This window comes from Mycobacterium sp. NGS33 (assembly GCF_059812885.1).
Map to the genome: position 1 here is coordinate 883,749 of NZ_JCALDN010000001.1, position 21,376 is coordinate 905,124.

Below are 21,376 nucleotides of genomic sequence, written 5' to 3' on the forward strand. Positions count from 1 at the left end.
GCGTCGGGATCGGGGTTCACCGCACGCCCTGTTTGGCGTAGACGACGCGCAGCACGTGCCCCAGCTCGGGTCCCATCACCAGCTCCGTCAACTCACAGATCGTCGCCACGAACTCGGGGCCGTGCGGCGGCTCGGCCTGGCACAAATGATGCGCCACTTCGTGCAGCACCACCAGCTCGCGCAGCGCCCAGTCTGCGGTGTCACGGTCGGGCACCGCGATAACGCCTGTGCCATCGCGGTTTTCGTAGTGCGCGGCGGTGGCGGCCCGCCGCGGACGCACCCGCAGCGGCGCTACCCCCGGCCACCGTTGCCGCACCGCCGCGAGCGCCAGCACGTCGTTCACGTAGCGCTGCGCGGCTTCCACCGAACCGAACCGTCCCTCCGGCGGCAGCGTCAATTGCGTACCGAAGAAGTCCACCACGGGTGAGCCGTGCTGGGCGGCACGGTCGAACAGCGTCCGGACGAACTCCTCGGCCGCATAAACCTTGGAGCGTTGAGAATCCCGCCGTGGGGAGTTCCCCGCCGTCACCCGCTCAGCGCGCTCCGCGCCCCGGGCAGTTCGGGGCTGTTGCCGAGCCGCGCTCGCTTGCCGGCCCGGTCACCCGCGCGCCGCGCCGCCGACGAATATCCCGCCGACGCCCGGCTGGCCTGCCAGGTGCCGCGCGCCTTCGACGCGCCCCGGTAGTAGTCCACCAACTCGATTTCCTTGTCCCGCAGGGCGATAGCGGTGCCCGGCGATCGGCGACGATCCTTGGTGGCTTCCTGGCGGGCCTGGTCGCGGGCCTCGGTCAGCCGCTGGCCGACCCGCGCCCCGAAGGCCAGCTGAAAGTTGAGCCGGGCGGTGATCGTCGGCGTGGGACGGTGCGCGCCCGAGGCCAGGTAGGCGTCCGATGCCCGGACCATCTGGACCACCAGGCTGGCATACAGGGCGTGGCTGGCGTCGATGTCCTCGACGAACCCGTAGGCGTAGACGAACGTCGAATTCGAGGCCACGTCGCAGCGCACGTCGTTGGCCGCGGCGATCAGCACGAACAGCTGCACGTAGGTGCGTAGGCCCTTGGTGCCCGCCGCCCCGATGGTGATGGTGCGCTGCGTCGGCGTCTGCGCCGCCGACCGCTGGGCCGAATGCGAGCGGGCCACCGCGAGGTCGATGGACGCGGCCGTCGCGAGCCGCTGCGCGGCGGACATGAACGCCTCGGCTTCGTGGCTGTTGTCGGTGCCTTCGGCCTGACGCAGCAGCGCGGCGATGCGCGACAGCATCTTGTCGTCAGTCATGGCGCCACTTCTCCCCATCGCTGCACTCTGCATCGTCGTCGGCGCGAGTCATGGCGCCAAACTACTCAAGCGATCCGACACGCCCCGCCTCACAGCCGGGCGGTGATCCAGGAGACCACGTCGTCGAGGACCTGCTGGCGCTCGGGCTCGTTGAAAACCTCGTGGTAGAGCCCCGGATAGATTTTCAGCTCGACGTCGGTGGACCCCACGCACTCCACCAGGCGGCGGCTGCCGGCCACGGAGATCAGCCGGTCCTTCTCCCCGTGCACGACCAGCAGCGGCGCGGTCAGGGCCGGTGCCCGCTGCGGCATCGTCTCGCCGACCTGCAGCAGCGCGCGGCCGATGCCGGCCGGCACCTTGCCGTGGTACACCAGCGGATCCTCTTTGTAGGCGGCCACCACCGCGGGATCCCGGGAGATGGCGTCGACGTCGAGGTCTTGGGCCGGCAACCCGGGCACGACGGCGCCGAGCACCTTGGCGGCCAGCGCCAGCAGCGGCGACACCTGATCCTGGGCGGCGACCGCGGGACCCGACAACACCATCAGGTCGTAGTTGTCGGGGCGTTCGACGCCGTAGGCGAACACGATTCCGCCGCCCATGCTGTGCCCCAGCACGACGCACTTGAGGCCGTGGTGTTCCCTCGTGGCCGTCCCGACAAGGGTGTCGAAGTCGGCGGTGTACTCGTGGATGTCGCGCACCAGCACCCGCTTGCCGCCCGAGCGGCCGTGCCCGCGATGGTCCAGCGCGTAGGTGACCAGGCCCGCCTCGCCGAAGCGCCGGGCGACGTGGTCGTAGCGGCGGGCGTACTCCCCGAGGCCGTGGGACAGCACCACGACGGCGTGCGGCGCGGTCTCGGGTGTCCAGACGTCGTAGACGATGCGCACGCCGCCGTACCCGTCGAAACTGCGTTCGGTGCGGTTCGCTCCGGGGCTCCTAGTCATTACGGGCAGCGTAATGGCTGCTGGGGTGGGCCGTGGCCCCCGACACTGCGTAGGCTCTTGCGGATGAGCCTTCTCGCGCAGAACTCTGAAGGTGACCCGGTGGCCGACGGGGATTTCTCGGCGCACGCCGAACCGTATCGGCGCGAACTGCTGACCCACTGCTACCGAATGACCGGATCCCTGCACGACGCCGAGGACCTGGTGCAAGAGACCTTGCTGCGGGCCTGGAAGGCGTACGACCGTTTCGAGGGCAAGTCCTCGATGCGGACCTGGCTGCATCGCATCGCCACCAACACCTGCCTGAGCGCGCTGGAGGGACGTCAGCGCAGGCCGTTGCCGGTGGGCTTGGGCGCGCCCAGCTCGGACCCGGCCGCCGAGCTGGTGGAGCGGCGCGAGGTGCCGTGGCTGGAGCCGCTGCCGTCGCTGACCGAGCACCCGGCCGACCCGTCGGTCGTCGTCGGCTCGCGCGAGTCGGTGCGGCTGGCGTTTGTCGCTGCGCTGCAATATCTTCCGCCGCGCCAGCGCGCGGTGCTGCTGTTGCGTGACGTGTTGGGGTGGCGCTCGGCCGAAGTGGCCGAGGCGGTCGGCACCACCACGACCGCCGTCAACAGCCTGCTGCAGCGCGCCCGGTCCCAGCTGGAGGCCGTCGGGCCCAGCTCCGAAGACCCACTGGCGCAGCCGGATTCGCCCGAAGCCCAGGACCTGCTGGCGCGCTACATCGCCGCGTTCGAGACCTATGACATCGACCGGCTCGTCGAGCTGTTCACCGCCGAGGCCGTCTGGGAGATGCCGCCCTACACCGGCTGGTACCAGGGCGCGGCGGACATCGTCACCCTCATCCATCAGCAGTGCCCGGCGGAGGGCAGCGGCGACATGCGCATGCTGCCGCTGATCGCCAACGGCCAACTCGCCGCGGCCATGTACATGCGCGCCGGCGACGTGCATGTCCCCTTCCAGCTGCACGTGCTGGACGTGCAGGGCGGCAAGGTATCCCACGTGGTGGCCTTCCTCGACGACACCCTGTTCGCGAAATTCGGGCTGCCCAGTTCGCTGCCCGCGGGCGAAAGCTAGCGGGACCGCTGCATGACGAACGCCACCTCGGTGACGCTCGCCCCCGGGAAGCCGGCGCTGCTGCTGAGCGCTTTCGACCTCGCCGACGTGGGCTACGCCGTCGAGGAGTTCTTCGTCTCCGCCACGGCGTCCTCCTATGCCCCGGTGGGCGAGCCGGGCCCCGACGGCAGCGGGGACGTAACCCCTTCGGGCTCGAGCGATTACACGACGCGCATCGTGGCGCTGACACCGTCCGATCCGTCCCGGTTCAACGGCACGGTGCTCGTCGAGTGGCTCAACGTCAGCGGCGGTATCGACGCCGCCGCGGTGTGGATGATGGCGCACCGCGAAATCCTGCGCGCCGGCTACGCCTACGTCGCCGTGTCGGCCCAGCGGGTGGGTGTCGAGGGCGGCGAAAGCCTGCTCGGCGCGGACATGTCGCTGAAAAGCCAAGACCCCCAACGTTACGCGTCCCTGCGCCACCCCGGCGACGCGTTCTCCTACGACATCTTCGCCCAGGTGGGCGGGCTGCTCAGAAGTGGTAAGCACGGCGCGATCCTGCGCGACCTGCCCGCCCGGCGCCTCATCGCGGTGGGCGAATCGCAATCCGCGATGTTCCTCACCACCTACATCAACGCCGTCGACCCGCTGACCTCGAGCTACGACGGCTTCCTCGTCCATTCCCGGTTCGGTCCGGCCGCGCCGCTGGACGGCAGCTCGATCTTCACCGAATCTGGTGCGCGGCAGGCGGTTCCGTTCCGTCCCGATCTGCGAGTTCCGCTACTGACGGTCGTCACCGAAACCGACGTCTTCGGCGGGCCGCGCGACGGCTACTACTTCGCCAGACAGCCCGACAACGACAGGCTGCGGGTGTGGGAGATCGCCGGTGCCGCCCACGCCGACAACTACACGATCCAGGTGGCGTTCATCGACAGCGGCTCGGCACCGCTGGAGGCCATCGTGGCCGGCTACGCGCCGACCGACAGGTTGATGGGCCAGCAACTCGCGCACTACATCAACTTCGGCCCCCAGCACCACTATGTGGTCCAGGCGGCCGTCGCGGCGCTGAACGCCTGGGTGGCCACCGGCGAGCCGGCCCCACGCGCCGACCCGCTCGAGGTTCGCGAAAGCGCGGGGCCCCAACCCGTCCTGGACGGTAACGGGCTCGCCCGCGGTGGCATCAGAACCCCGTGGGTGGACGTGCCGACCGCAAGGACGTCGGGCCTGGGCGGCCAGGAGAGCGCGATGTCGGCGATCTTCGGTTCCGGGGAACCCTTCGACGCCAACACAATTCGGCGGCTCTACCCCGGTGGCCGCGCGCAATACCTGGAAAGCTTCACCGCGGCGCTCGACGCGGCGATCGGCTCCGGGTTCATCCTGGCGGCCGATCGCAGCGAGATCCTGCAGCTCGCCGCCGCAACGTATCCCGGCGAGCCGGGCTAGATCCGATTGCCGGGCTAGAACAGCCGGCTGTCCGGCGACGGTCCCGGCACCGGGCGCACCAGGCCGGTGCCGGTGATCAGCGGCAGGTCCAGCGCGGACAGCAGACCGGGCGGCGCCGCGCACACCGCGGGGATCGCGTTGACCATCCGCGACGAGCCGGCGATGCGGGCACCCAGGTCGTGGTCCGCATCCTCGGCCATCTCGAATTCACAGCGCATGCTCGGGGAACCCTCGATCTCCACCCGGTACAGGCCGCGTCCGGACGCCTGCCCGTAGCCGAGGTCCTTCGGTGGAATGCTGATGTGTGGCTGCGGCCAGTCGGGGGCGATGTCATCACGCATGCGGGTCACGTGGTCGAGCACGAAGGTCGGTCTCCCGTCCACGTACCCGGTCAGCGTCGAGCGCATCGCGGCGATCGTCCCGGCCGCGATGTGACCGGTGGGCGTGTCGAAGGACTCGCCGGCCGGCACGCGCTCGTTGCTCTCCTCGATGTTGTCGATTTTGACGCCCAGCCCGGCGGCCAGCTGGTGGAGCACCGGCCCCCAGCCGAAGGTGAAGATCCCCGGTTGGGCCGCGAAGGCGGGGTAGTCCGGCTGCTGGCCGAAGCCGAGGATCTCATAGACTGCGGAGCGGTCCGGGTACGTCGCGTAATTGAACATCTCGGTCACCCGCACCGACTCGATCGCCCGGGACACGCCGGTAAGAGCGAGCGGCAGAACGTCATTGGCGAACCCGGAGTCGATGCCGGTGGTGAAGAACGAGACGCCGCCCTCGATCGCGGCCTCCCGCAGCGGATCGGTGAAGGCGGTGTCGACGGCGTCGGGAAAGACCAGCGGCACCACCGAACACGACACCACGTTCTTGCCCGCCCGCAGGATCGACACCATGTCCGCGACGGCCTCCAGCGGCCGCAGATTGGCGCCGGCCGCGTACACCACCGCGTCGGCGTCACCGGCCAGCAGGGCGGCCGGATCCTGGGTGGCCCGCACCCCGACCGGCGCGACGCCACACAACTCCCCGGCGTCGCGGCCGGCTTTCGCGTCGCTGTGCACGACGAGGTCGACCAGTTGCAGCTCCGGATGGTCGATCACCCCGCGCAGGGCGACCACGCCCATCGAACCGGGCCCCCACACTCCCACCTTCAACACGACTATCTCCTAATATTAGGACGTCTATCCTTGCATTTTGGACGGATCGTAGGGAGGTGGCGGTGGATACGTCAATGGCCGCGGCGCGCGGCGACTCGGGCGCCAAGTCGCCGCCCACCGCGCGGGTGATGGATGTGCTTGCCGCGCTGGCGAAGTCACCCCACGGCCTGGCCTCGGCCGAGTTGGCGAAGCGGTGCACCATCAGCACCTCGACCTGCGCGCTGGTGCTGGCCGAGCTGGATCGGCGGGGCTGGGTCGCGCGGCGGGGCGATCGCCGCTACGTGCTGGGCAGCGGGTTGTTCGGACTGGTCCATGGGCTGCGCCAACAGTTTCCGCTGCTGGACCGCGGGCGCGACGCGCTGCGTTTCCTGCACGACACGCTCGGGGCGGGCTGTTCGATGTCCAAAATCGGGCCCCGTCATCTGACCACCGTCGACGCGGTCGGCCACGGCACCGACGGCGAGCATGCCGTCGGGCAGCGCTTTCCCATCGACCCGCCGTTCGGTCTGGTGGCCATGGCCTGGCGTGACGACGACTTCGTCCAGGCGTGGCTGCACCGCGTGCTGCCCCGGCTGACCCGGACCGAGATCGCCGAGCACCAGCGGGTGCTGGCCGATATTCGCGCTCGCGGATACGGCGCGTGGCGGTTCGACGACACCCACCGGTCGTTGCACACTCGACTGGCCGACGTGCTGGCCTCGCTGGAGCCCACGGCCCAAGTCACCCGTCAGCTCACCACCTTGATGACGATGGTGACCCTGCAATCGGTCACCGACTCGCTCGAAACAGAGCTCGCCACAACCGAATTCGTCGTCCTTCCGATATTCGCCCACGACGGGCAGCCGGAGTACCAGATCGAGATTCACCTGGGCCACTCGACCGGATTGAGCATGCCGGAGCTCGATGCCGCGCTTCGGCACGCCCAGGGATTGCTCGCCGACGCGGTGACCTGACACGGCGCAACATTAGGCTGGGATCATGACCGCGGTCACGGAGATCAGGAGCGCCGCAAGCCGGGCGGTCACCACCACCGGATGGCTGACGTCGCGGCACTCCTTCTCCTTCGGCGACCACTACGACCCGGACAACACGCACTTCGGGCTGTTGCTGGTGAACAACGACGACATCGTCGCGCCCGGAACGGGATTCGACACCCACCCGCACCGGGACATGGAGATCGTGACCTGGGTGCTGCGCGGCGAGCTGTCGCATCACGACTCGGCCGGCAATCACGGCGTGATCTATCCCGGTCTGGCGCAACGCATGTCCGCCGGCGGCGGGATCCTGCACTCGGAGCGCAACGACTCCCCCGGCGAGCCGGTTCACTTCGTGCAGATGTGGGTCGTGCCGGATGAGGCCGGCATCGATCCGAGCTATCAACAGCACGAGATCGACGAGAAGCTGATGGCGGGCAATCTCGTGACCATCGCCTCGGGGCGGCCCGCGCACGACGCCGCGATCACCCTGCACAACCGCAATGCCGCGCTGCACGGCACCCGGTTGCCGGCCGGCGCAGCGGTGAACCTTCCGCGCGCCCCTTACCTGCATCTCTTCGTGGCTCGAGGTCGGGTCGGCGTGGAGGGGATCGGGGCGGTCGGCGAGGGCGATGCGGTGCGTTTCACCGACGCCGACGGCCGGCGCGTGACCGCGAGCGAACCGGCGGAGCTGCTGATCTGGGAGATGCACGCGAAGCTGGGTGACTGAGGCCATAGAGGGTCGGCGCGCCAGCCCATACAGTGGGCACGACAGAACAGGAGTCGGCATGCCTCACTCGCACCCGCAGCACGCGGCGCCCAACCCCGACCGGAACATCAAGGCGGTCCGCACCGTGCGATTCTGGGCGGCCCCCCTGGTGATCACCGTGGCGCTGATGTCGGCGTTGTGCGCGCTCTATCTCGGCGGCATCTTGAACCCGGCGGCCAACCTGCATCATTTCCCCATCGCGGTGGTTAACGAGGACGCCGGACCCGGCGGCGCACAGATCGCCGACCGGCTGGTCAATGGGTTGGACAAGAACAAGTTCGACGTCCGTGTGCTCTCCCGTGGCGAGGCCAGGCACCAAATGGATACCGGCCGTGTGTACGGCCAGGTGCTGATACCGCCGAGCTTCTCGTCGAGGTTGCGGGACTTCGCCACCAGCGCGGTGTCGCCGGCCCGCGCGGACCGCCCGTCGATCACGGTCTCCACCAATCCGAGGGCCGGCACGCTCGGCGCGAGCATCGCCGGCCAAACCCTCAACACGGCGATGGGGATCGCCAACGGGATTGCCGGGCAACGGGTTATGGCGGAGGTGGCCGCGCAGACCGGTGGTGCGCCGCTGGCCGGGGCGACCCAGGTGGGTCTGAGTGCACCCATCGACATCCAGTCGAACGTGTACAACCCGCTGCCGAACGGCACCGGCAACGGCCTGTCCGCCTTCTACTACGCGCTGTTGCTGTTGCTGGCCGGATTCACCGGCAGCATCGTGGTGAGCACGCTGGTGGACGCGCTGCTCGGTTACGTGCCTGCCGAATTCGGTCCGGTGTACCGGTTCGCCGAGCAGGTCAAGATCTCCAGATTCCAGACGCTGCTGCTGAAGTGGGTCATGATGGTGCTGCTGGGGCTGCTCACCTCGGCGGTGTATCTGGCGATCGCCGACGGGCTCGGCATGCCCATCAATCACAGCTGGCGACTCTGGGCGTTCGGCGTCTTCGCGATCGCCGCGGTGGGCATCACCTCCAGTTCGTTGCTCTCGGTGCTGGGCACGGCCGGAATGCTGGTCAGCTTGCTCATCTTCGTGATCCTCGGGCTGCCGTCGGCCGGCGCCACGGTGCCGTTGGAGGCGACACCGTCGTTCTTCCGCTGGCTGGCCGAATTCGAACCGATGCATCAGGTCTTCCTCGGTGCCCGGTCGCTGCTGTACTTCGGCGGCCGCGGCGACGCCGGGCTGACGCAGTCGCTGACCATGACGACGATCGGCCTCATCATCGGCCTGCTGCTGGGCGGCATCGTCACTCACCTCTATGACCGCAAGGGCTTCCACCGGATCCCGGGCGCGGTCGAACTGGCCATCGCCCAGGAACACCAGTCGCAGCACCAGGCCCGCCGCGGCAAACACGCCGAGCCGGCCGCCCCCGGGCCGACAGCCACCGGGCCCGCCGCCGACGAGCACGAAAGCTCAAGCGAGCAAGCGTAATTCGCGCGTGGCCCCATCGTCACCCCGCCGTGACCTTGTTGACAGTGTGACTAATGAGGCTGATGATGTTTGAGTTGCATTAGTTTCGGGCGGAAAGGGCTATCGTGCTGACCCGACGCGCCAGCTTCCGCCGGCTGGCAGCGTCGTGCGCCGCCCTCGTTGCCTGCTTCACCCTCGCGGTCACCTCCGGACAGCCCCTCGCCCGGGCCGCCGACGGCCGCGATCTGCTCGCCAATGCCATCGGCAGCACCCGTGGTTCCTATCTGGTCTACAACTTCGGCCCCGGCCATCCCGCGCCGATGCTCAACGCCGGGGGCAGCTGGTACGAGATGAACAACGGCGGCCATCTAATGATCATCAAGAACGCGGCGGGACGGCTGTCCCCGCACCTGCTGGTCGACACGCACCGCGGCGATCAGGCCCGCTGCGAGAACAACCCCGGGGCGCGCACCGGCGAGGGTCTCTGGCAGGCCTCGGAGCTCTACGCACCGCTGCAGGCGTGGCAACGCATGGGCCAGCCGACCATCGCCATCAACGCCAACTTCTTCGACGTCCGCGGACAAAAGGGCGGCTCGTGGCGCCAGACCGGTTGCAGCTCACCGCTGGGCGCCTTCGTCGACAACACTCAGGGCCAGGGTCGCGCCAACCAGGCGGTCACCGGCACCGTCGCCTACCCCGGTAAGCAGGGTCTCTCCGGTGGCGGTGAAAGCTGGAGCGCACTGTCGACGATGATCCTGCCGTCCGGTGGCGCGCCATACGTGGTGTGGCCCAGGACAAAGAGCGACTACGACGCCGCGACCCCGGTGGTCGCCGACCTGCTCAACAAGAACGAGAAGTTCGTCGCGGTCTCGGGCATCGGGCTGTTGGCGCCGGGCAACACCGGGCAGCTGCACGACGGCGGTCCCAGCGCGGCCCGAACGGCGTTGGCCTACTCCAGGCAAAAGGACGAGATGTACGTCTTCGAGGGCGGCAACTACACCCCGGACAACATGCAGGACCTGTTCCGCGGGCTGGGCAGTGACAACGCCGTGCTGCTCGACGGCGGCGGCTCGTCGGCGATCGTGCTGCGCCGCGACACCGGGGGCATGTGGGCCGGCGCCGGATCGCCGCGGGGATCGTGCGACACCCGGCAGGTCCTCTGCGATTCACACGAGCGGGCGCTGCCGAGCTGGCTGGCATTCAACTAGCAACGGGGAGGGCGGGTTTCGCGGCCGGCGGTCCGAAGCGGAAGATCAGCAGGCTGGTGGCGATCACCCCCGCGGTGACCACGAACACCGGGGCGATGACGTACCTCGACATCGTCGCGCCGACGAGGGCGCCGGCGCACATGGTGGCGACCACGCCGACGCGCAGCCGTTGCCGTTCGCCGGTGCCCCCGGCCAGTCGGCTGTCCAGCCCGAAGCTGACGATCGTCGAGGTGAGCACCGTTGTGGAGAGCTCTTGAATGCCGAACTGGCGCGCGCTGGAGTGTTGTAAGCCGAACGTCACCGCGAGCATGCCGATCATGATCAGCTTCGAGGTCGCCTGATAGCGCAGCACTCCCGCGCCCGCCAGGACCGCCAGTGTCAGCAGCAGCGCGATCTCGATCGTCAGCACCGTGGTGATCCACGTTCGCGTGCGCGAGCCGAAATACCGGGACAATCGGCCGCTGGCGATCGTGGTGCAGATGAAGGTCGGCATGGCGACCGCGACGGCGGTCAGGTCGACGATAGTCCTTGGGGCCAGCCAGAATCCGAGGAAGATCACGTTGCCGGTCATGTTGGCGACGAACACGTGACCCAGAACCAGAATGCTGATCGAGTCGGCCAACCCGGTGGCGAAGGTCAAGAGCAGCAACGCCGCTACGGTCCAGCGCTCGGATACCGGTGACGTGACAGCCATGCGCCCGGTCTCCTCGCCGCTAGACCTTGGGCGTCAGATCCAGCGATGTGATCGTCGTCATCCTGGTCACCAGCCAACGGTTGTTGGAACGCTTCAGGAACAGCCGGTAGGACAAATACTTCAGCGACGGGACGTTCTTGGTCAGTGGGCTGGTGGAGGTCGTATTGGTGTAGACGATGACCACGGCGGTGGAGTCGTCGAGCGTTTCGACCGCGGCGCCCGTCACGTCGGTGTGGTTGGTGACCTTGGCCTGCTTGTTGGGGGCCACGATGGCGTCGACGAATTTGCGGTACTGCGCCTCGAAATCGCCGCTGAGATACCGGGATGCGCGATCGGCCAGGGTGTCCATGTTTTCCGGCGTGTACGTCCACAGCGTGGTGATCGCGTTGGCGGCGGTCCGCGCGACGTTCAGTTTCGTTGCGGCGGTGGCCCGGTCGGCCAGATACGGCTGCAGCATCGCGCCGGCGAACGCGGCGGAGCCGACGAACACCAGGGCGGCGAGGGTGGCCACGACGGCCCAGGCCTTTCCGGCCCGCCGCTTCTTGCGTGCGGCGGCCCCCTGCGGCGCGTCCGCCACCCGCTCCGCGCCCTCGGCGGTGGCCTCGTCGTCGGCGCCGTCCGATTCGGTAGCGTCGTCGGCGGCGGCGGATTCGGTTGCGGCATCGAGCTCTTCGTCGTGCCGCTCCGGTACGGCGTCCGCTGCCGCGCCGGTCGCGTCGTTGTGCGGGGCGCCCGGCTTCTCCTCGGCGGTCACATCACCTGCTGCAGGTTGCTGATCTTCCACTGCTTCCCTTCCCGCGTCGCGGTGGCCGCCCACCGATTGGCGTTCTCCACCACCTGTTTCGCGTCCGGCGACTTGGTGGTGATCGCCGTCGCGACCATGACATTGGCGCTGCCGTCGTCGTTCCATCGCTCCAGGCCGGCGTCCAGCACGTTGCCGGTGGCCGGTTCGGCGCGGGCGACCTGCAGCAGGATCTCGTTGGCGTTCTTCTCGTACTGCTTGGCGAAGTCCCCGGTCGCCTGCGCCAGGATCCGGTTCACATAGTCGTTGGCGTGAAAGGGATCGATGGAGGTGAACTGCGTCATGAACCCCGTCACGTAGGTGAGCACCTCGCGGTCCTTCGACGCGGCCCTGGCCCGGGATTCGTGCGCGACGAGCATCAGCGTGCAGGCGGTGATCGCCACGACCATGAGCGCCGCGGCGACCGTGCCGGCCAGCGGCATCAGCCATGGGCGGCGCGCCTCGACCGGGCGCGCCATCAGCAATGGCCGCTCGCCCGGCGCAAACCTGCGGCGGGGACTCACTTGCCGCTCCCCGGCTGTCTCGGCTTGGTCAGCACGGTCAGATCGTCTACCCGCCAAGCGTTTCCGCTGTCCTTGGCGAACGCGACCCGCACCGTCGCGCTGATGTAGCGCTGTTCGGGCCCGGTGCCGCGCCGTCCCTGCATGAAGATCAACATCGTCGCCCGCGACGGTGCGGCCGATTCGATCGAGCTGTTGGTCACCCAGTACTCGTTGATGACCGGGTGCCCCTTTTGCACCAGATCCTGCTGGGCCGACAGCTGGGGCCGGTACTTGTCGGTGGCCAGCGACAGCGCCCGGGCGAAGTCGTCGTGCAGCGACTTGGGGTCGTAGGTCAGCATCTCGGCCACCATTTTGGGCCCCTGCGTCGCGAGCTGGGCGCGGGTCTGGTCGGTCGCCCGGTCCGGCCAGTACGCCCCGAAAAAGCTCATCGCTGCCCCGGCCAGGCACAACACCGCCGCGCTCAGCACCGCGGCCGCGCTCCACCGCCGGATGTGGGGCGGCGACGCGTCCGGTGGGCGGCGCCTGACCTCGGTGCGCAACAGGATGTCGGCGAAGGTGCGTCGGCGCGAATCCCACAGGGGCCAAAGCCATCCCACCACCGACGCGGTGTCGAGCAGGTGGGCGATGTCGCGCAGCAGCAGGGTCCACGGGCCCGGAGCGTCTCCGGTGGGGCGCGTCACCGCGACGCCCGCCAGGGCGCGGCCCAGGCTCCAGCCGGTGATCGCCGGCAGCAGCAGCCGGTTGGCCAGCACCAGCAGGGTGACGACGCCGAGGACGGAAATGCTCAGCCACCACCACACACTCTGTGCCGGCACGGTGCGCAGCACCACGGCCATCGTGAGGATGACCGCGAGGCCCGCCACCGCGTCGACCGCGAACGCGCCGACGCGAGAATGCCAGGGCGCCAAGGCTTCCCGTGGTGACTCCTGGATCGCCGGGGGCGCAGTCTGTTCGACCACCACCGTCACTTCGTCACCTGGTCGAGCTTGGATATCTTGTACTGCCCCTCGGCAAACGCCATCTTCACGCGCAGCCGGTAGCCGGCCTCGCTCTGGTTCTGGTCGCTGGCCACCTTGACCCGCAGCGCGACGAGGATGTCGATCGACCCGTCGGGGTTGTTGCGCTCGACCGCCGCCCGGACATCCGACACCTGAACGTGGATGTTCGCGGCCTGATACGCCTGCACCATCATGCTGGTGTAGAGCAACGCCTGCGAGCGGAAGGCGTCGGTGCCGCAGTCGACGATCTTCTGCTCGCTCGCGGTCATCGCGTTGGTGTCCGGCGCCTGGGTCGCGGAGACGCATTCCACCGCCGCCTTCAGCGCCAGCGCGTTGTTGCGGGCGATCTGCTGGCTCTGGTGGTGGTAGTGCAGCGCGAGGTAGCCGCCGAAGCCGACGCCGACCGCGCACAGCAGCAGCACCGCGGCGATCGCGGCCAGCCACCCCCGGCCCACCCGGGACGGCCCACGCTGGGCGGCCGCGACGGACTCGCCGGCCGCCGTTTCATCCTCGGCCGCGCCGTCGGGCTCGGGTTGGCCGGCGTCGACGTCGCCGGCGGCATCGTCGGTGGAGTCGGCCAGATCCTCGGAGGCGTCCTGCGGACCGGTCGGCTCGGCTCCGTTCTCGGGTGCCGTCGAGTCCTCGTTCTTGTCGTGGGTGGTCAACGAATCGTCCGTGTCGATGGGGTTCAGCCGGCCGGTGCCAGCATCTCCTTCCATCCATCGTCTCCTGTTCTGGTCGAGTTTTCGACGGAGTATTTAACTCCGTCTGGCCCTACCAGTTCACCGCTTTGGGGACTGTAGATCGCCGAGGGAGGCCCGCTGGGTTTGTAGACACAGGGGTTCGGCTGCTGGCCATTGCACTGCACGGTACCCGACCCCGGCCGGGACAACGGGTCGCTGGTGGGCGGGGGTGTGCCCGACACCCGGTCCGAGGGCGCCGGGTTGAGTCCGTTGTCCACCGACGGCGCGGGGATTACCATGCCCGGCTTCACCGGCTGATCACAGCGCGCCGCGGGCGCGGGGCAGGTCAGGATCTGGTTCGGGTCGCCGTACCAGGGGTTGGTGCCGGCCGGCACATACGGCTTGGGGTCGCGGCACTCCCGCGGCGTCGCCGCCCGTTTGCCCGGAATGTCGGTGCAGGGAATGTTGCGCGAACCGCGCACGCTGTTCGCCGGTGTTTCCATCGGGATCTTGCAGTACGTGCCGGTGGGCAGCGGCTGCATGCTGGTGTCGGCCGGGGACCGCCACTCCGACGCCGGAATGAAGCCGGTCAAACACGGCGGCGGCTGGTTGATCGACAGCGCCAGGTCCAGTGCGGCCATGTTCGGGAACGGCGCCCCCACCGTCTGGGCGATCGACGCGCCCTGCGGTAGGAACACCAGGACCTGCTCGACGCCGGTGTGGTAGCGCTTGAGCAGGTCGAAGACGACCTCGAGATTGGCCAGGGTCTGCGGCAGCGAATCCTTGACGTCGCTGAACACCGAGTTGACCTGATCGGCCGTCGGCGCCGCCTGGCGCAGCAGGCTTCTCAGGTGCTGGTCCTCCCGCGCGGACTGCGCGCCCAGCCTGTTCAGGTTGCGCGCCCAGCGCTCGATGTTGTCGCCGGATTCCACCTGGCTGTCCAGCACCGGGCCGGAGTTCTGGATGATGTCGTTGACGTCGGTGATCTGGTTCTTGAAGTCGCCGACGATCGCCTGCGTGGCGTCGACCAACCGCTGCAGGTTGGGGCCCAATCCGCCGACGGACTGCGCCGTCTCGTCGAGCAGCTGGCCGATCTTCTCCTTGGGCAGCACCGACAGTCCGCGGTTGGCCGTGTCCAGGGCCGGCCCGATCTCGGCGGGCACGGTGCCCTTGGTGATGGTCTGCCCGTCGGCCAGATACCTGCTGGCCATGCTGCCGCTCGAGGTCAGGTCCAGGTACTGCTCACCGACGGCCGAGACCGAGTGCACGTTGGCCGTGGCATCGATCGGGATCTTGTAGCGACTGTCGATGCTCATGGTCGCCTGGGCGCCGCGCTCGGTCGGTTCGACGTCGGTGACCTTGCCGATGGTGATGCCGCGGTAGGTGACATTGGCCGTGGGATACAGCCCGCCCGAGGCGGGCAGGTCGGCCTTCAGCGTGTAGCGCCCGACGCCCATCAGGCTCGGGATCTGCAGGTAGTAGATGCCGAGCACGAGCAGCGAGATGACGGTCAGGATCCCGAAGGCGATCAGCTGGCGTCGGATGAAGGGAGTCAGCAATTCCTGTCCCCCCTTTCCACCAGCGGTCCACCCGGTGCGTCATTCGGGTTGGGCGTGTAGCGCACGTCGGGGATCATCGTCTCCGGGTCGCGCCCGAACGACTGCTCGAGTGCCCGCAGGGCTCCCGACAATCCGGTCCCGGTGAGGAACGCGTTGTCGACCGCGCTGTAGGTCAGGTCGAGCGTCAGCGAGATGTTGAGGTAGTCGCCGCGGAAGATCTTCGGGACCGTGTCGATGTCGAACGGCTGGGTGAGGATCAGCTTCAGCGCGCCGAGCAGGTACGGCGAGGCCCGGCCGAGCTCCTTCAGCGGGCACTGCAGCGCCTGCAGATCGGTGTGCAGCGGCCCGCGCGCCTCCGACAGGTACTGGTCGGCGGCCTGGCTGAGCCGTCCCACCGAGTCGACGGCGTTGATCAGCAGGTTCTTGGTGTCGGCGAAATGCTTGATCAGCGGCGGGATGTCGGTGAGCACGCGATCCAGGACGTCGGCCCGGCCGCCCACGTAGGTCAGCAGCCGGTTGGTCGAGTCGATGGCGTGCGTGATGTCGTCGCGCTGCGCGTTGAGCTGGTTGGTGAAGGTGTCCAGCTTGCCGAGCAGAGCCCGGATCTGTTCACCGCGCCCGTTGAAGATGTTGTAGACCTCGTTCTGCAGCACCTCCAGGTTGGGGATGCCGCCGCCGCGCAGGATCAGCGACAGGCTGGCCAGGGTCTGCTCGGTGGTGGGATACGAGGTGGAGTTCTTCAGCGGGATGGTGTCGCCGCTCTTGAGGAGTTCGGGCGACGGGTTCGGGGGCGCGGCGAGCTCGACGTGCTGGGAACCCAGCAGCGACGTCTGGCCGATCCTGGCGGTGGCGTTCTTCGGCAACTTGACGTTCTTGTCCACGCCGAGCGTCAGGGTGGCGATCCAGTTCTTCAGGTTGATGGCTTTGATCGAGCCGACGAACACGTCGGCGACCATCACCTTGCTGTTGCCGTTGATCGCCAGGGTGTCGGGCACCTGCACGTAGAGGGTCATGGATTTCGACCCGCTGCCGGGACCACCCGGAATCGCGACGTTGGAAATGCCCTTCCACCCGCACGAGCTCAACACCATCGCGGCCACCAGCAAGGTCAACCCTTGCCAGGTCCGATGGCGGATCCGGCGCGCAATCACGGGCCGATTGTTCGGCTTGCTCCTCGCGCGAAACGCGCTCGTCGCGCCCCTCACGGGCCGATTGTTCGGCTTGCTCCTCGCGCGAAACGCGCTCGTCGCGCCCCTCACTGGCCACCTCCAAAGTCAGCGGGTACCGGCGGCCCGCCCGCGTTCGGCGCGGGCGCGGACACCGGAGCCGGCGTCGGCGCGACCGGACCGGGGACCACGTCCGGCCCGGGCGGCGGCGGCTGGATCGGCACGGGAGCGTTCAGCCCGATGGGCGGCACGATCGGGTTTTCGTCATAGGCGTTCGGCGGACCCGGCGGGGTCTGCAGGTTCGACTGGACGGGTTCGATGTTGGGGCCACCCATCAGTTCGGACAGCGATTCGGGGGTCATCAGGCCCGCGGTGATGGGGCCGACCTGCTGACCCTGCATACCCGGGGCCACGATCCAGCCCGGCTGGGTGTTGCGGTGCGACGTCGGGGTGTCCGGCACCCAGATGCCCGGGACGGTGGTGTCCTTGTAGCCGTTCGGCGGGTGCAGCCGGTCCTCCGAGTAGGCGATTTCCTTGGGCAGCGTCTCCGCCGTGCTGAACAGGTTCAGGCCGAACGGCGGGTAGTTGAACTTGATCGCATCCAGGATCGGCGAGAGGTACTGCGCGCACAGCTCGGCCGACTCCTGGTAGCCCAACCGGCTGCCGGCCTGAATCGCGCTGCAGATGAACTGCATCGGGTTGGCGAAGTTGGTGATTGCCGTGATGGCGACCAGTGAACCGTGCGACGGGTGATAGATCTGGTTGATGTTCGCCGCGGCCGTCGGCAGCACGTGCAGCGCGGTCTCCACGCCGTTCAACGGATCCGGTTGCAGCAGAGCGTTCGTCGCGGTCTCGAGGTTGTTGATGTCCTGGGTCAGCACGCCGCGGTTCTGGTCCAGCCAGGGACGCACGGTGGTGAGCAGGCTGTCGAACTGCTGAATCGCGTTGGCCAGGTCGTTGTCGTTGTGCGCCAGCCGGGTGGTGAAATCCGCCAGGTTCTGGTTGAGCGCCACGAACTGCTGGTCGTCCTGGTGCAGCGCGTTGACGAACAGCGCCAGGCTGCGCACCACCGCGAAGAAGTCGCCGCGCCCCTCGTTCAGGGCGGTCAACGCCTGCGACAGGTTGGTCAGCGTGGTGTTGATCTGCTTGCCCTTGCCGGCCAGCCCGTTGGCGAACGACTCGATGACCTCACCGAACGGGCCGGTCGGCTGCTCGGGCGTGGGACCCAGCTTGGAGATGATGTTGGTGATGCTGTTGCGCAGCTGGTCCCACTCCACCGGCACCTGGGTGCGCTCTTCGGGGATCACCGCGTTGTCGGCCAGCACCGGACCGCCCTTGTAGGCCGGCTCGAGCTGGATGGCCCGCGACGCGACCAGGGTCGGGTTGAGGATCACCGCCGAGGCATTGGCCGGAACCCGGTACTTGTTCTCGTAGTGGAAGGTGACCTTCATCTTGTTGCCGCTGGGTTCGATCTTGTCGATCGCGCCCACCCGCAGCCCCATGATCTGCACCTTGTCCCCGGGATACAGCGCATTCGCCGCCGGGAAATAGGCCACCACGGTGTTGTTGGTCAGCTTCTCGTACAGCCGCCAGCCGACGAATCCGACGACGAGGGCCAACACGATGACCAGCGACCCGATGATCACCGAAGCCCGGGTCAGCCTCGGGAGCCGAATGCTGCGGATGTCAAAGATGGTGCTCAATTCTGGCTACCTCCCCCCGCTGCACCGCTACCTCCGGATCCGCCCGGGTTGATGAACGGTGCCGGCAGCTGGTTGCCCGGTCCGGGTGGCGCGGCCGGCCCCGGCGGGAAGCCCGGCGCGAACGTCGACGGTGGTGGCGTCGGTCCGGCCGGCGCCAGGTTCTCGGTGCGCGCACCCGGGGGCGCCTGCGCCGGCAACGGCACCGGGGTGCCCGGCACGTCGGGCGGCGGGTCGCCCGGCCGGCCCGCGATCGGGATGCCCGGCGTGGGCGGCAGGCCGGCGGGGTTGGGCGGCGACGTCATCACGTCGACCGGAGCCGGGAAGCCCGGCCCTCCGAACGGGCCTGTCGTCGCGCCCGCACAGGGCAACGGGTTCCACGGCCGCGGCAGACCCTCGTCGCCGACGGTGACGTTGCCGCCCGGATTGGCCGGCGTGTACGAGCACGGCGATCCCGGCGGGACGGCCGGACCCGGGTGATCGGGCGTGCCCTCGAGCACCGGCGGCGCCGGCGGCGGCGCACCGTTGGGGAACCGCGTGCCGTTGGGGTCGGGGAACCGGTAGGCCGGCAGCCCCGCGCTGCGCCAGAAGTTCTCCGGATCGATGCCGCGCTTCTTGAAGGCTGCGTCCACCCACGGCTGCGAAATCTGGTACAGCGCCAGGTTGTGCAGAACCACCTTGAAGAACGGCCCCGAGGCGATGGCCTCGTTCAGCGACGGCAGGAACTTGCCGACCTCGGTGAAACCGTTGGCCAGGTCGTCTTTGCGCTGCACCAGGATGTCGCTGACGGTGCGCAGCTGCTCGAGCACGTGGTTCAGGTTCGGGTTGTCGTTGATCAGGCCCTTCACCTGTTCGGAGAATGCCGCGACGTTGCCCAGCAGGGCGTTGATGGCCTGGCCGCGTTCGTTGAAGGCGGCCAGCAGCGTCTTGGCGTTGACCAGCGCCCGGTCGATCTGGTCGCTGCGATCACCGAGGATGCCGGCGACCTGGTTGGCCTGGGCGAGCAGGTGCTTGACCTCTTCGTCGCGCTTGCCGATGGTGTCGGAGAACTTGGCCACCCCTTCGAGCGCCGGGCTCAGGTGCGGGTAGGTCTGGTCGATGGTCTGCGACAGGACGTGCAGCGATTGCTTGACGGTGTCGATGTCCCAGCCCTGGGCGGCCTTGGTGACGTCGAAGAAGGCGTCGTAGATCTGGTAGGGCGTGGTGCTCTGGCCGATCGGCAGCGTCGCGCCGGGCCGCAGCGGCTGGCTGCCGCGGGCCTCGAGATCGAGGACCTTCTTGCCGAGGATGGTGTCGGTCTTGACCGCGATCCGGCTCTCGGTGCCGAACGTCGCGGTGCCGGCGTTGAACTGGACCACGATGTGATCGCCGTCGATCTTGATCCCCTCCACCTTGCCGACGTCCACGCCGGCGATGCGCACCTTGTCGCCCTTGCTCAGGCCGCCGGTGTCGCTGAACTGCCCGTAGTAATGCGGTTTGGCCATCAACATCGGCACGCTGGTGAAGCTTTGGCCGACGCCGATCACGAGCACCGTCACGACGATGCCCATCAGGCCGATGCGGACGCGGTTCGGGGGTTCGAGTGTTCTCATTGCGGCGTGCACCTACCCGTGGGCTGCTGGAACAGCCGGACCGTGCGGACCGGGCCGCCGGCCTGCAAACCGTTGATCTTCAGGGTGATGTCACAGGCGTAGAAGTTCACGAAGTCCCCGTAGGACCCGATGGCGCGCCCGATCATGTTCAACGCGGTCGGCACCTTCTTGAGATAGTCCTGCAGTTGGTCCTGCTGGTCGATCAGCGGCTGCTGGACGGCGTCCAGGTAGTTGATCGTCTTGTGCAGCAACCCGCGGTCCTCGGCCAGCAGGTCGGCGAGCGTGCCCGCGGCGTTGCTGATGTGTGCGGTCCCCCCGGCCAGTTGGTCGCCGTGATCCTTCAGACCGGTGATCAACACCTCCAGGTTGTTGATGGTCTGGTCGAACTGCTGCCGGTGGCGCACGGTCGTGTCCAGCACCGTGTTCAGGTTTTTGATGACCTCGCCGATCGCCTGGTCGCGCTCACCGAGCTGGCTGGTCAGTTGCGCGGTCTGGTCGAGGACGTCGTTGATGGTGCCACCCTGACCCTGGAAGACGGTCACCAGTGCGGTCGCGATGCCGTTGACCTTCTGCGGGTCCAGCGCCCGGAACAACGGCTTGAACCCACCGATCAGGGCGTCGAGGTCGAGCGCCGGCTGGGTGCGCGCGAGCGGGATGAACCCGCCGGGCGGCAGCACCTTGTCGGCGCCTTCGCCCTGACCGCGCTTGAGCTCCAGGTAGCGGTTACCGATCAGGTCGAGGTAACGGATCTGGGCGGTCGTCGACTGGTACAGCGGGATCGAGCGGTCGACGTTGAATTTCACCCGTGCCCGCTTGCCGCCGTCGACCAGCTCCACCGTGTCGACCTTGCCGACCTCGACCCCGGAGGCGCGAACGAACTGGCCCGCGCGCAGGCCGCTGACGTTGCTGAACTCCGCGGAGTACTTGCTGGTGCGGTCGAAGCGCATCTGACCGAACACCACGATGATCATCACAGTGAAGATCAGCAGCACCACCGAGAAGATGCTGAGCTTGACAAGAGTTCCGGTGATTTTCATGGGTTGATCGTGTTATCCCCTACCTGGCGGCCCCAGACGTACTCGATCGCATACGGCGACCCGGTGTCCAGGTGGTTGTACGGCGCGATGCTGTTGCCGGAGTCCATCACCAGTTCCGGCGCGGGCCACAGGTCGTGGGTGAGCGGTTGCCAGCAACCCGGCGCACCGCCGGGCCCGCCGCGCGCGTTGACCCGTGGCAGGTTCTCCGGCCAGACGTAGGGGTTCGGCGCGCCACCGACCAGGCCGGCCGCGGCGCCCAGCCCCAGCGTGAGCGCGGCGACCGCGACCAGCGACAGGGGGTTGGCGATCAGCCCCAATCCGGACAGCGCCTGGGTGTGGCTGTTGAGCGAGTAGCCGTTGCCGCCCAGGAACGCGGCGGCCTTGGGTTCGATGTCGTGGTAGTTGCGCACTGCGCAGAACAGC

19 protein-coding genes and 2 pseudogenes are annotated in these 21,376 nt (G+C 68.4%); 6 read left to right on the forward strand and 15 right to left on the reverse strand.

What is annotated here, in order from left to right:
* Positions 1-16 precede the first annotated feature (16 nt).
* The 3 genes from AC5Y5B_RS03975 to AC5Y5B_RS03985 all read right to left on the reverse strand — a co-directional run bounded on the left by AC5Y5B_RS03975 (position 17) and on the right by AC5Y5B_RS03985 (position 2,216).
* Positions 17-529 carry a TIGR04338 family metallohydrolase gene (locus tag AC5Y5B_RS03975; RefSeq protein ID WP_112634664.1) on the reverse strand — a complete coding sequence of 171 codons (513 nt, stop codon included), beginning with the start codon at positions 527-529 and terminating at the stop codon, positions 17-19.
* Positions 526-1,275, reverse strand: a complete 750-nt coding sequence (locus AC5Y5B_RS03980; protein ID WP_112634665.1) for a DUF2786 domain-containing protein — start codon at positions 1,273-1,275, stop codon at positions 526-528. The genes AC5Y5B_RS03975 and AC5Y5B_RS03980 overlap by 4 nt, the downstream gene beginning before the upstream one ends.
* Before the next feature lie 89 nt (positions 1,276-1,364).
* The gene (locus tag AC5Y5B_RS03985) at positions 1,365-2,216 is read right to left on the reverse strand and encodes an alpha/beta hydrolase (RefSeq protein ID WP_112634666.1); all 852 of its coding nucleotides are present in this window, start codon (positions 2,214-2,216) and stop codon (positions 1,365-1,367) included.
* On the opposite strand from AC5Y5B_RS03985, the pseudogene AC5Y5B_RS03990 reads away from it, so the two are divergent.
* Both AC5Y5B_RS03990 and AC5Y5B_RS03995 read left to right on the forward strand, forming a co-directional pair.
* Positions 2,152-3,287: pseudogene (locus AC5Y5B_RS03990) on the forward strand (sigma-70 family RNA polymerase sigma factor). The gene AC5Y5B_RS03985 and the pseudogene AC5Y5B_RS03990 sit on opposite strands and share 65 nt — an antisense overlap.
* Positions 3,288-3,299: 12 nt before the next feature.
* Positions 3,300-4,709, forward strand: coding sequence for an alpha/beta hydrolase domain-containing protein (locus AC5Y5B_RS03995; RefSeq protein WP_112634668.1), 1,410 nt, complete (start codon positions 3,300-3,302; stop codon positions 4,707-4,709).
* 14 nt (positions 4,710-4,723) lie between these two features.
* On the opposite strand, the gene AC5Y5B_RS04000 is transcribed toward AC5Y5B_RS03995, so the two are convergent.
* Complete coding sequence (locus AC5Y5B_RS04000) at positions 4,724-5,857, reverse strand: NAD(P)H-dependent amine dehydrogenase family protein (protein WP_112634669.1); 1,134 nt, start codon at positions 5,855-5,857, stop codon at positions 4,724-4,726.
* Between the two features lie 74 nt (positions 5,858-5,931).
* Between AC5Y5B_RS04000 and AC5Y5B_RS04005 the strand changes: the two genes are divergently transcribed.
* The 4 genes from AC5Y5B_RS04005 to AC5Y5B_RS04020 all read left to right on the forward strand — a co-directional run bounded on the left by AC5Y5B_RS04005 (position 5,932) and on the right by AC5Y5B_RS04020 (position 10,219).
* Positions 5,932-6,810, forward strand: coding sequence for a MarR family transcriptional regulator (locus AC5Y5B_RS04005; RefSeq protein WP_112634670.1), 879 nt, complete (start codon positions 5,932-5,934; stop codon positions 6,808-6,810).
* A 25-nt stretch (positions 6,811-6,835) separates the two neighbouring features.
* Positions 6,836-7,561, forward strand: a complete 726-nt coding sequence (locus AC5Y5B_RS04010) for a pirin family protein (protein WP_112634671.1) — start codon at positions 6,836-6,838, stop codon at positions 7,559-7,561.
* Positions 7,562-7,619: 58 nt separating this feature from the next.
* Positions 7,620-9,032 (forward strand): YhgE/Pip domain-containing protein, encoded by a 1,413-nt coding sequence (locus AC5Y5B_RS04015; RefSeq protein WP_112634672.1) that lies wholly within the window; start codon positions 7,620-7,622, stop codon positions 9,030-9,032.
* 104 nt (positions 9,033-9,136) lie between these two features.
* Positions 9,137-10,219: a phosphodiester glycosidase family protein gene (locus tag AC5Y5B_RS04020; protein ID WP_112634673.1), complete on the forward strand. Its 1,083-nt coding sequence runs from the start codon at positions 9,137-9,139 to the stop codon at positions 10,217-10,219.
* On the opposite strand, the gene AC5Y5B_RS04025 is transcribed toward AC5Y5B_RS04020, so the two are convergent.
* The 11 genes and pseudogenes from AC5Y5B_RS04025 to AC5Y5B_RS04075 all read right to left on the reverse strand — a co-directional run.
* Complete coding sequence (locus AC5Y5B_RS04025; RefSeq protein WP_112634674.1) at positions 10,212-10,913, reverse strand: YoaK family protein; 702 nt, start codon at positions 10,911-10,913, stop codon at positions 10,212-10,214. The two genes, AC5Y5B_RS04020 and AC5Y5B_RS04025, sit on opposite strands and share 8 nt — an antisense overlap.
* 19 nt (positions 10,914-10,932) lie before the next feature.
* Complete coding sequence (locus tag AC5Y5B_RS04030; protein WP_112634675.1) at positions 10,933-11,697, reverse strand: mammalian cell entry protein; 765 nt, start codon at positions 11,695-11,697, stop codon at positions 10,933-10,935.
* Positions 11,664-12,218, reverse strand: a complete 555-nt coding sequence (locus AC5Y5B_RS04035; protein ID WP_112634676.1) for an Rv1363c family protein — start codon at positions 12,216-12,218, stop codon at positions 11,664-11,666. Before AC5Y5B_RS04035 ends, AC5Y5B_RS04030 begins: the two co-directional genes overlap by 34 nt.
* The gene (locus AC5Y5B_RS04040; protein WP_112634677.1) at positions 12,215-13,186 is read right to left on the reverse strand and encodes an RDD family protein; all 972 of its coding nucleotides are present in this window, start codon (positions 13,184-13,186) and stop codon (positions 12,215-12,217) included. The genes AC5Y5B_RS04035 and AC5Y5B_RS04040 overlap by 4 nt, the downstream gene beginning before the upstream one ends.
* A complete protein-coding gene (locus AC5Y5B_RS04045; RefSeq protein ID WP_112634678.1) occupies positions 13,183-13,935 on the reverse strand; it encodes an Rv1363c family protein in 753 nt (250 codons plus the stop codon). The genes AC5Y5B_RS04040 and AC5Y5B_RS04045 overlap by 4 nt, the downstream gene beginning before the upstream one ends.
* The gene (locus AC5Y5B_RS04050; RefSeq protein ID WP_112634679.1) at positions 13,905-15,458 is read right to left on the reverse strand and encodes a virulence factor Mce family protein; all 1,554 of its coding nucleotides are present in this window, start codon (positions 15,456-15,458) and stop codon (positions 13,905-13,907) included. Before AC5Y5B_RS04050 ends, AC5Y5B_RS04045 begins: the two co-directional genes overlap by 31 nt.
* Positions 15,452-16,609, reverse strand: coding sequence for a virulence factor Mce family protein (locus tag AC5Y5B_RS04055; protein WP_112634680.1), 1,158 nt, complete (start codon positions 16,607-16,609; stop codon positions 15,452-15,454). Before AC5Y5B_RS04055 ends, AC5Y5B_RS04050 begins: the two co-directional genes overlap by 7 nt.
* A 104-nt stretch (positions 16,610-16,713) precedes the next feature.
* Entirely contained in the window at positions 16,714-18,327 is a 1,614-nt protein-coding gene (locus AC5Y5B_RS04060) for a virulence factor Mce family protein (RefSeq protein WP_500003760.1), read from the reverse strand.
* Positions 18,324-19,916: a virulence factor Mce family protein gene (locus tag AC5Y5B_RS04065; protein WP_500003762.1), complete on the reverse strand. Its 1,593-nt coding sequence runs from the start codon at positions 19,914-19,916 to the stop codon at positions 18,324-18,326. The genes AC5Y5B_RS04060 and AC5Y5B_RS04065 overlap by 4 nt, the downstream gene beginning before the upstream one ends.
* The gene (locus tag AC5Y5B_RS04070) at positions 19,913-20,953 is read right to left on the reverse strand and encodes a virulence factor Mce family protein (protein ID WP_500003766.1); all 1,041 of its coding nucleotides are present in this window, start codon (positions 20,951-20,953) and stop codon (positions 19,913-19,915) included. The genes AC5Y5B_RS04065 and AC5Y5B_RS04070 overlap by 4 nt, the downstream gene beginning before the upstream one ends.
* Positions 20,950-21,376 (reverse strand): annotated as a pseudogene (locus tag AC5Y5B_RS04075) (MCE-family protein MCE1A); the annotation flags it as partial. The pseudogene AC5Y5B_RS04075 and the gene AC5Y5B_RS04070, both read right to left, overlap by 4 nt.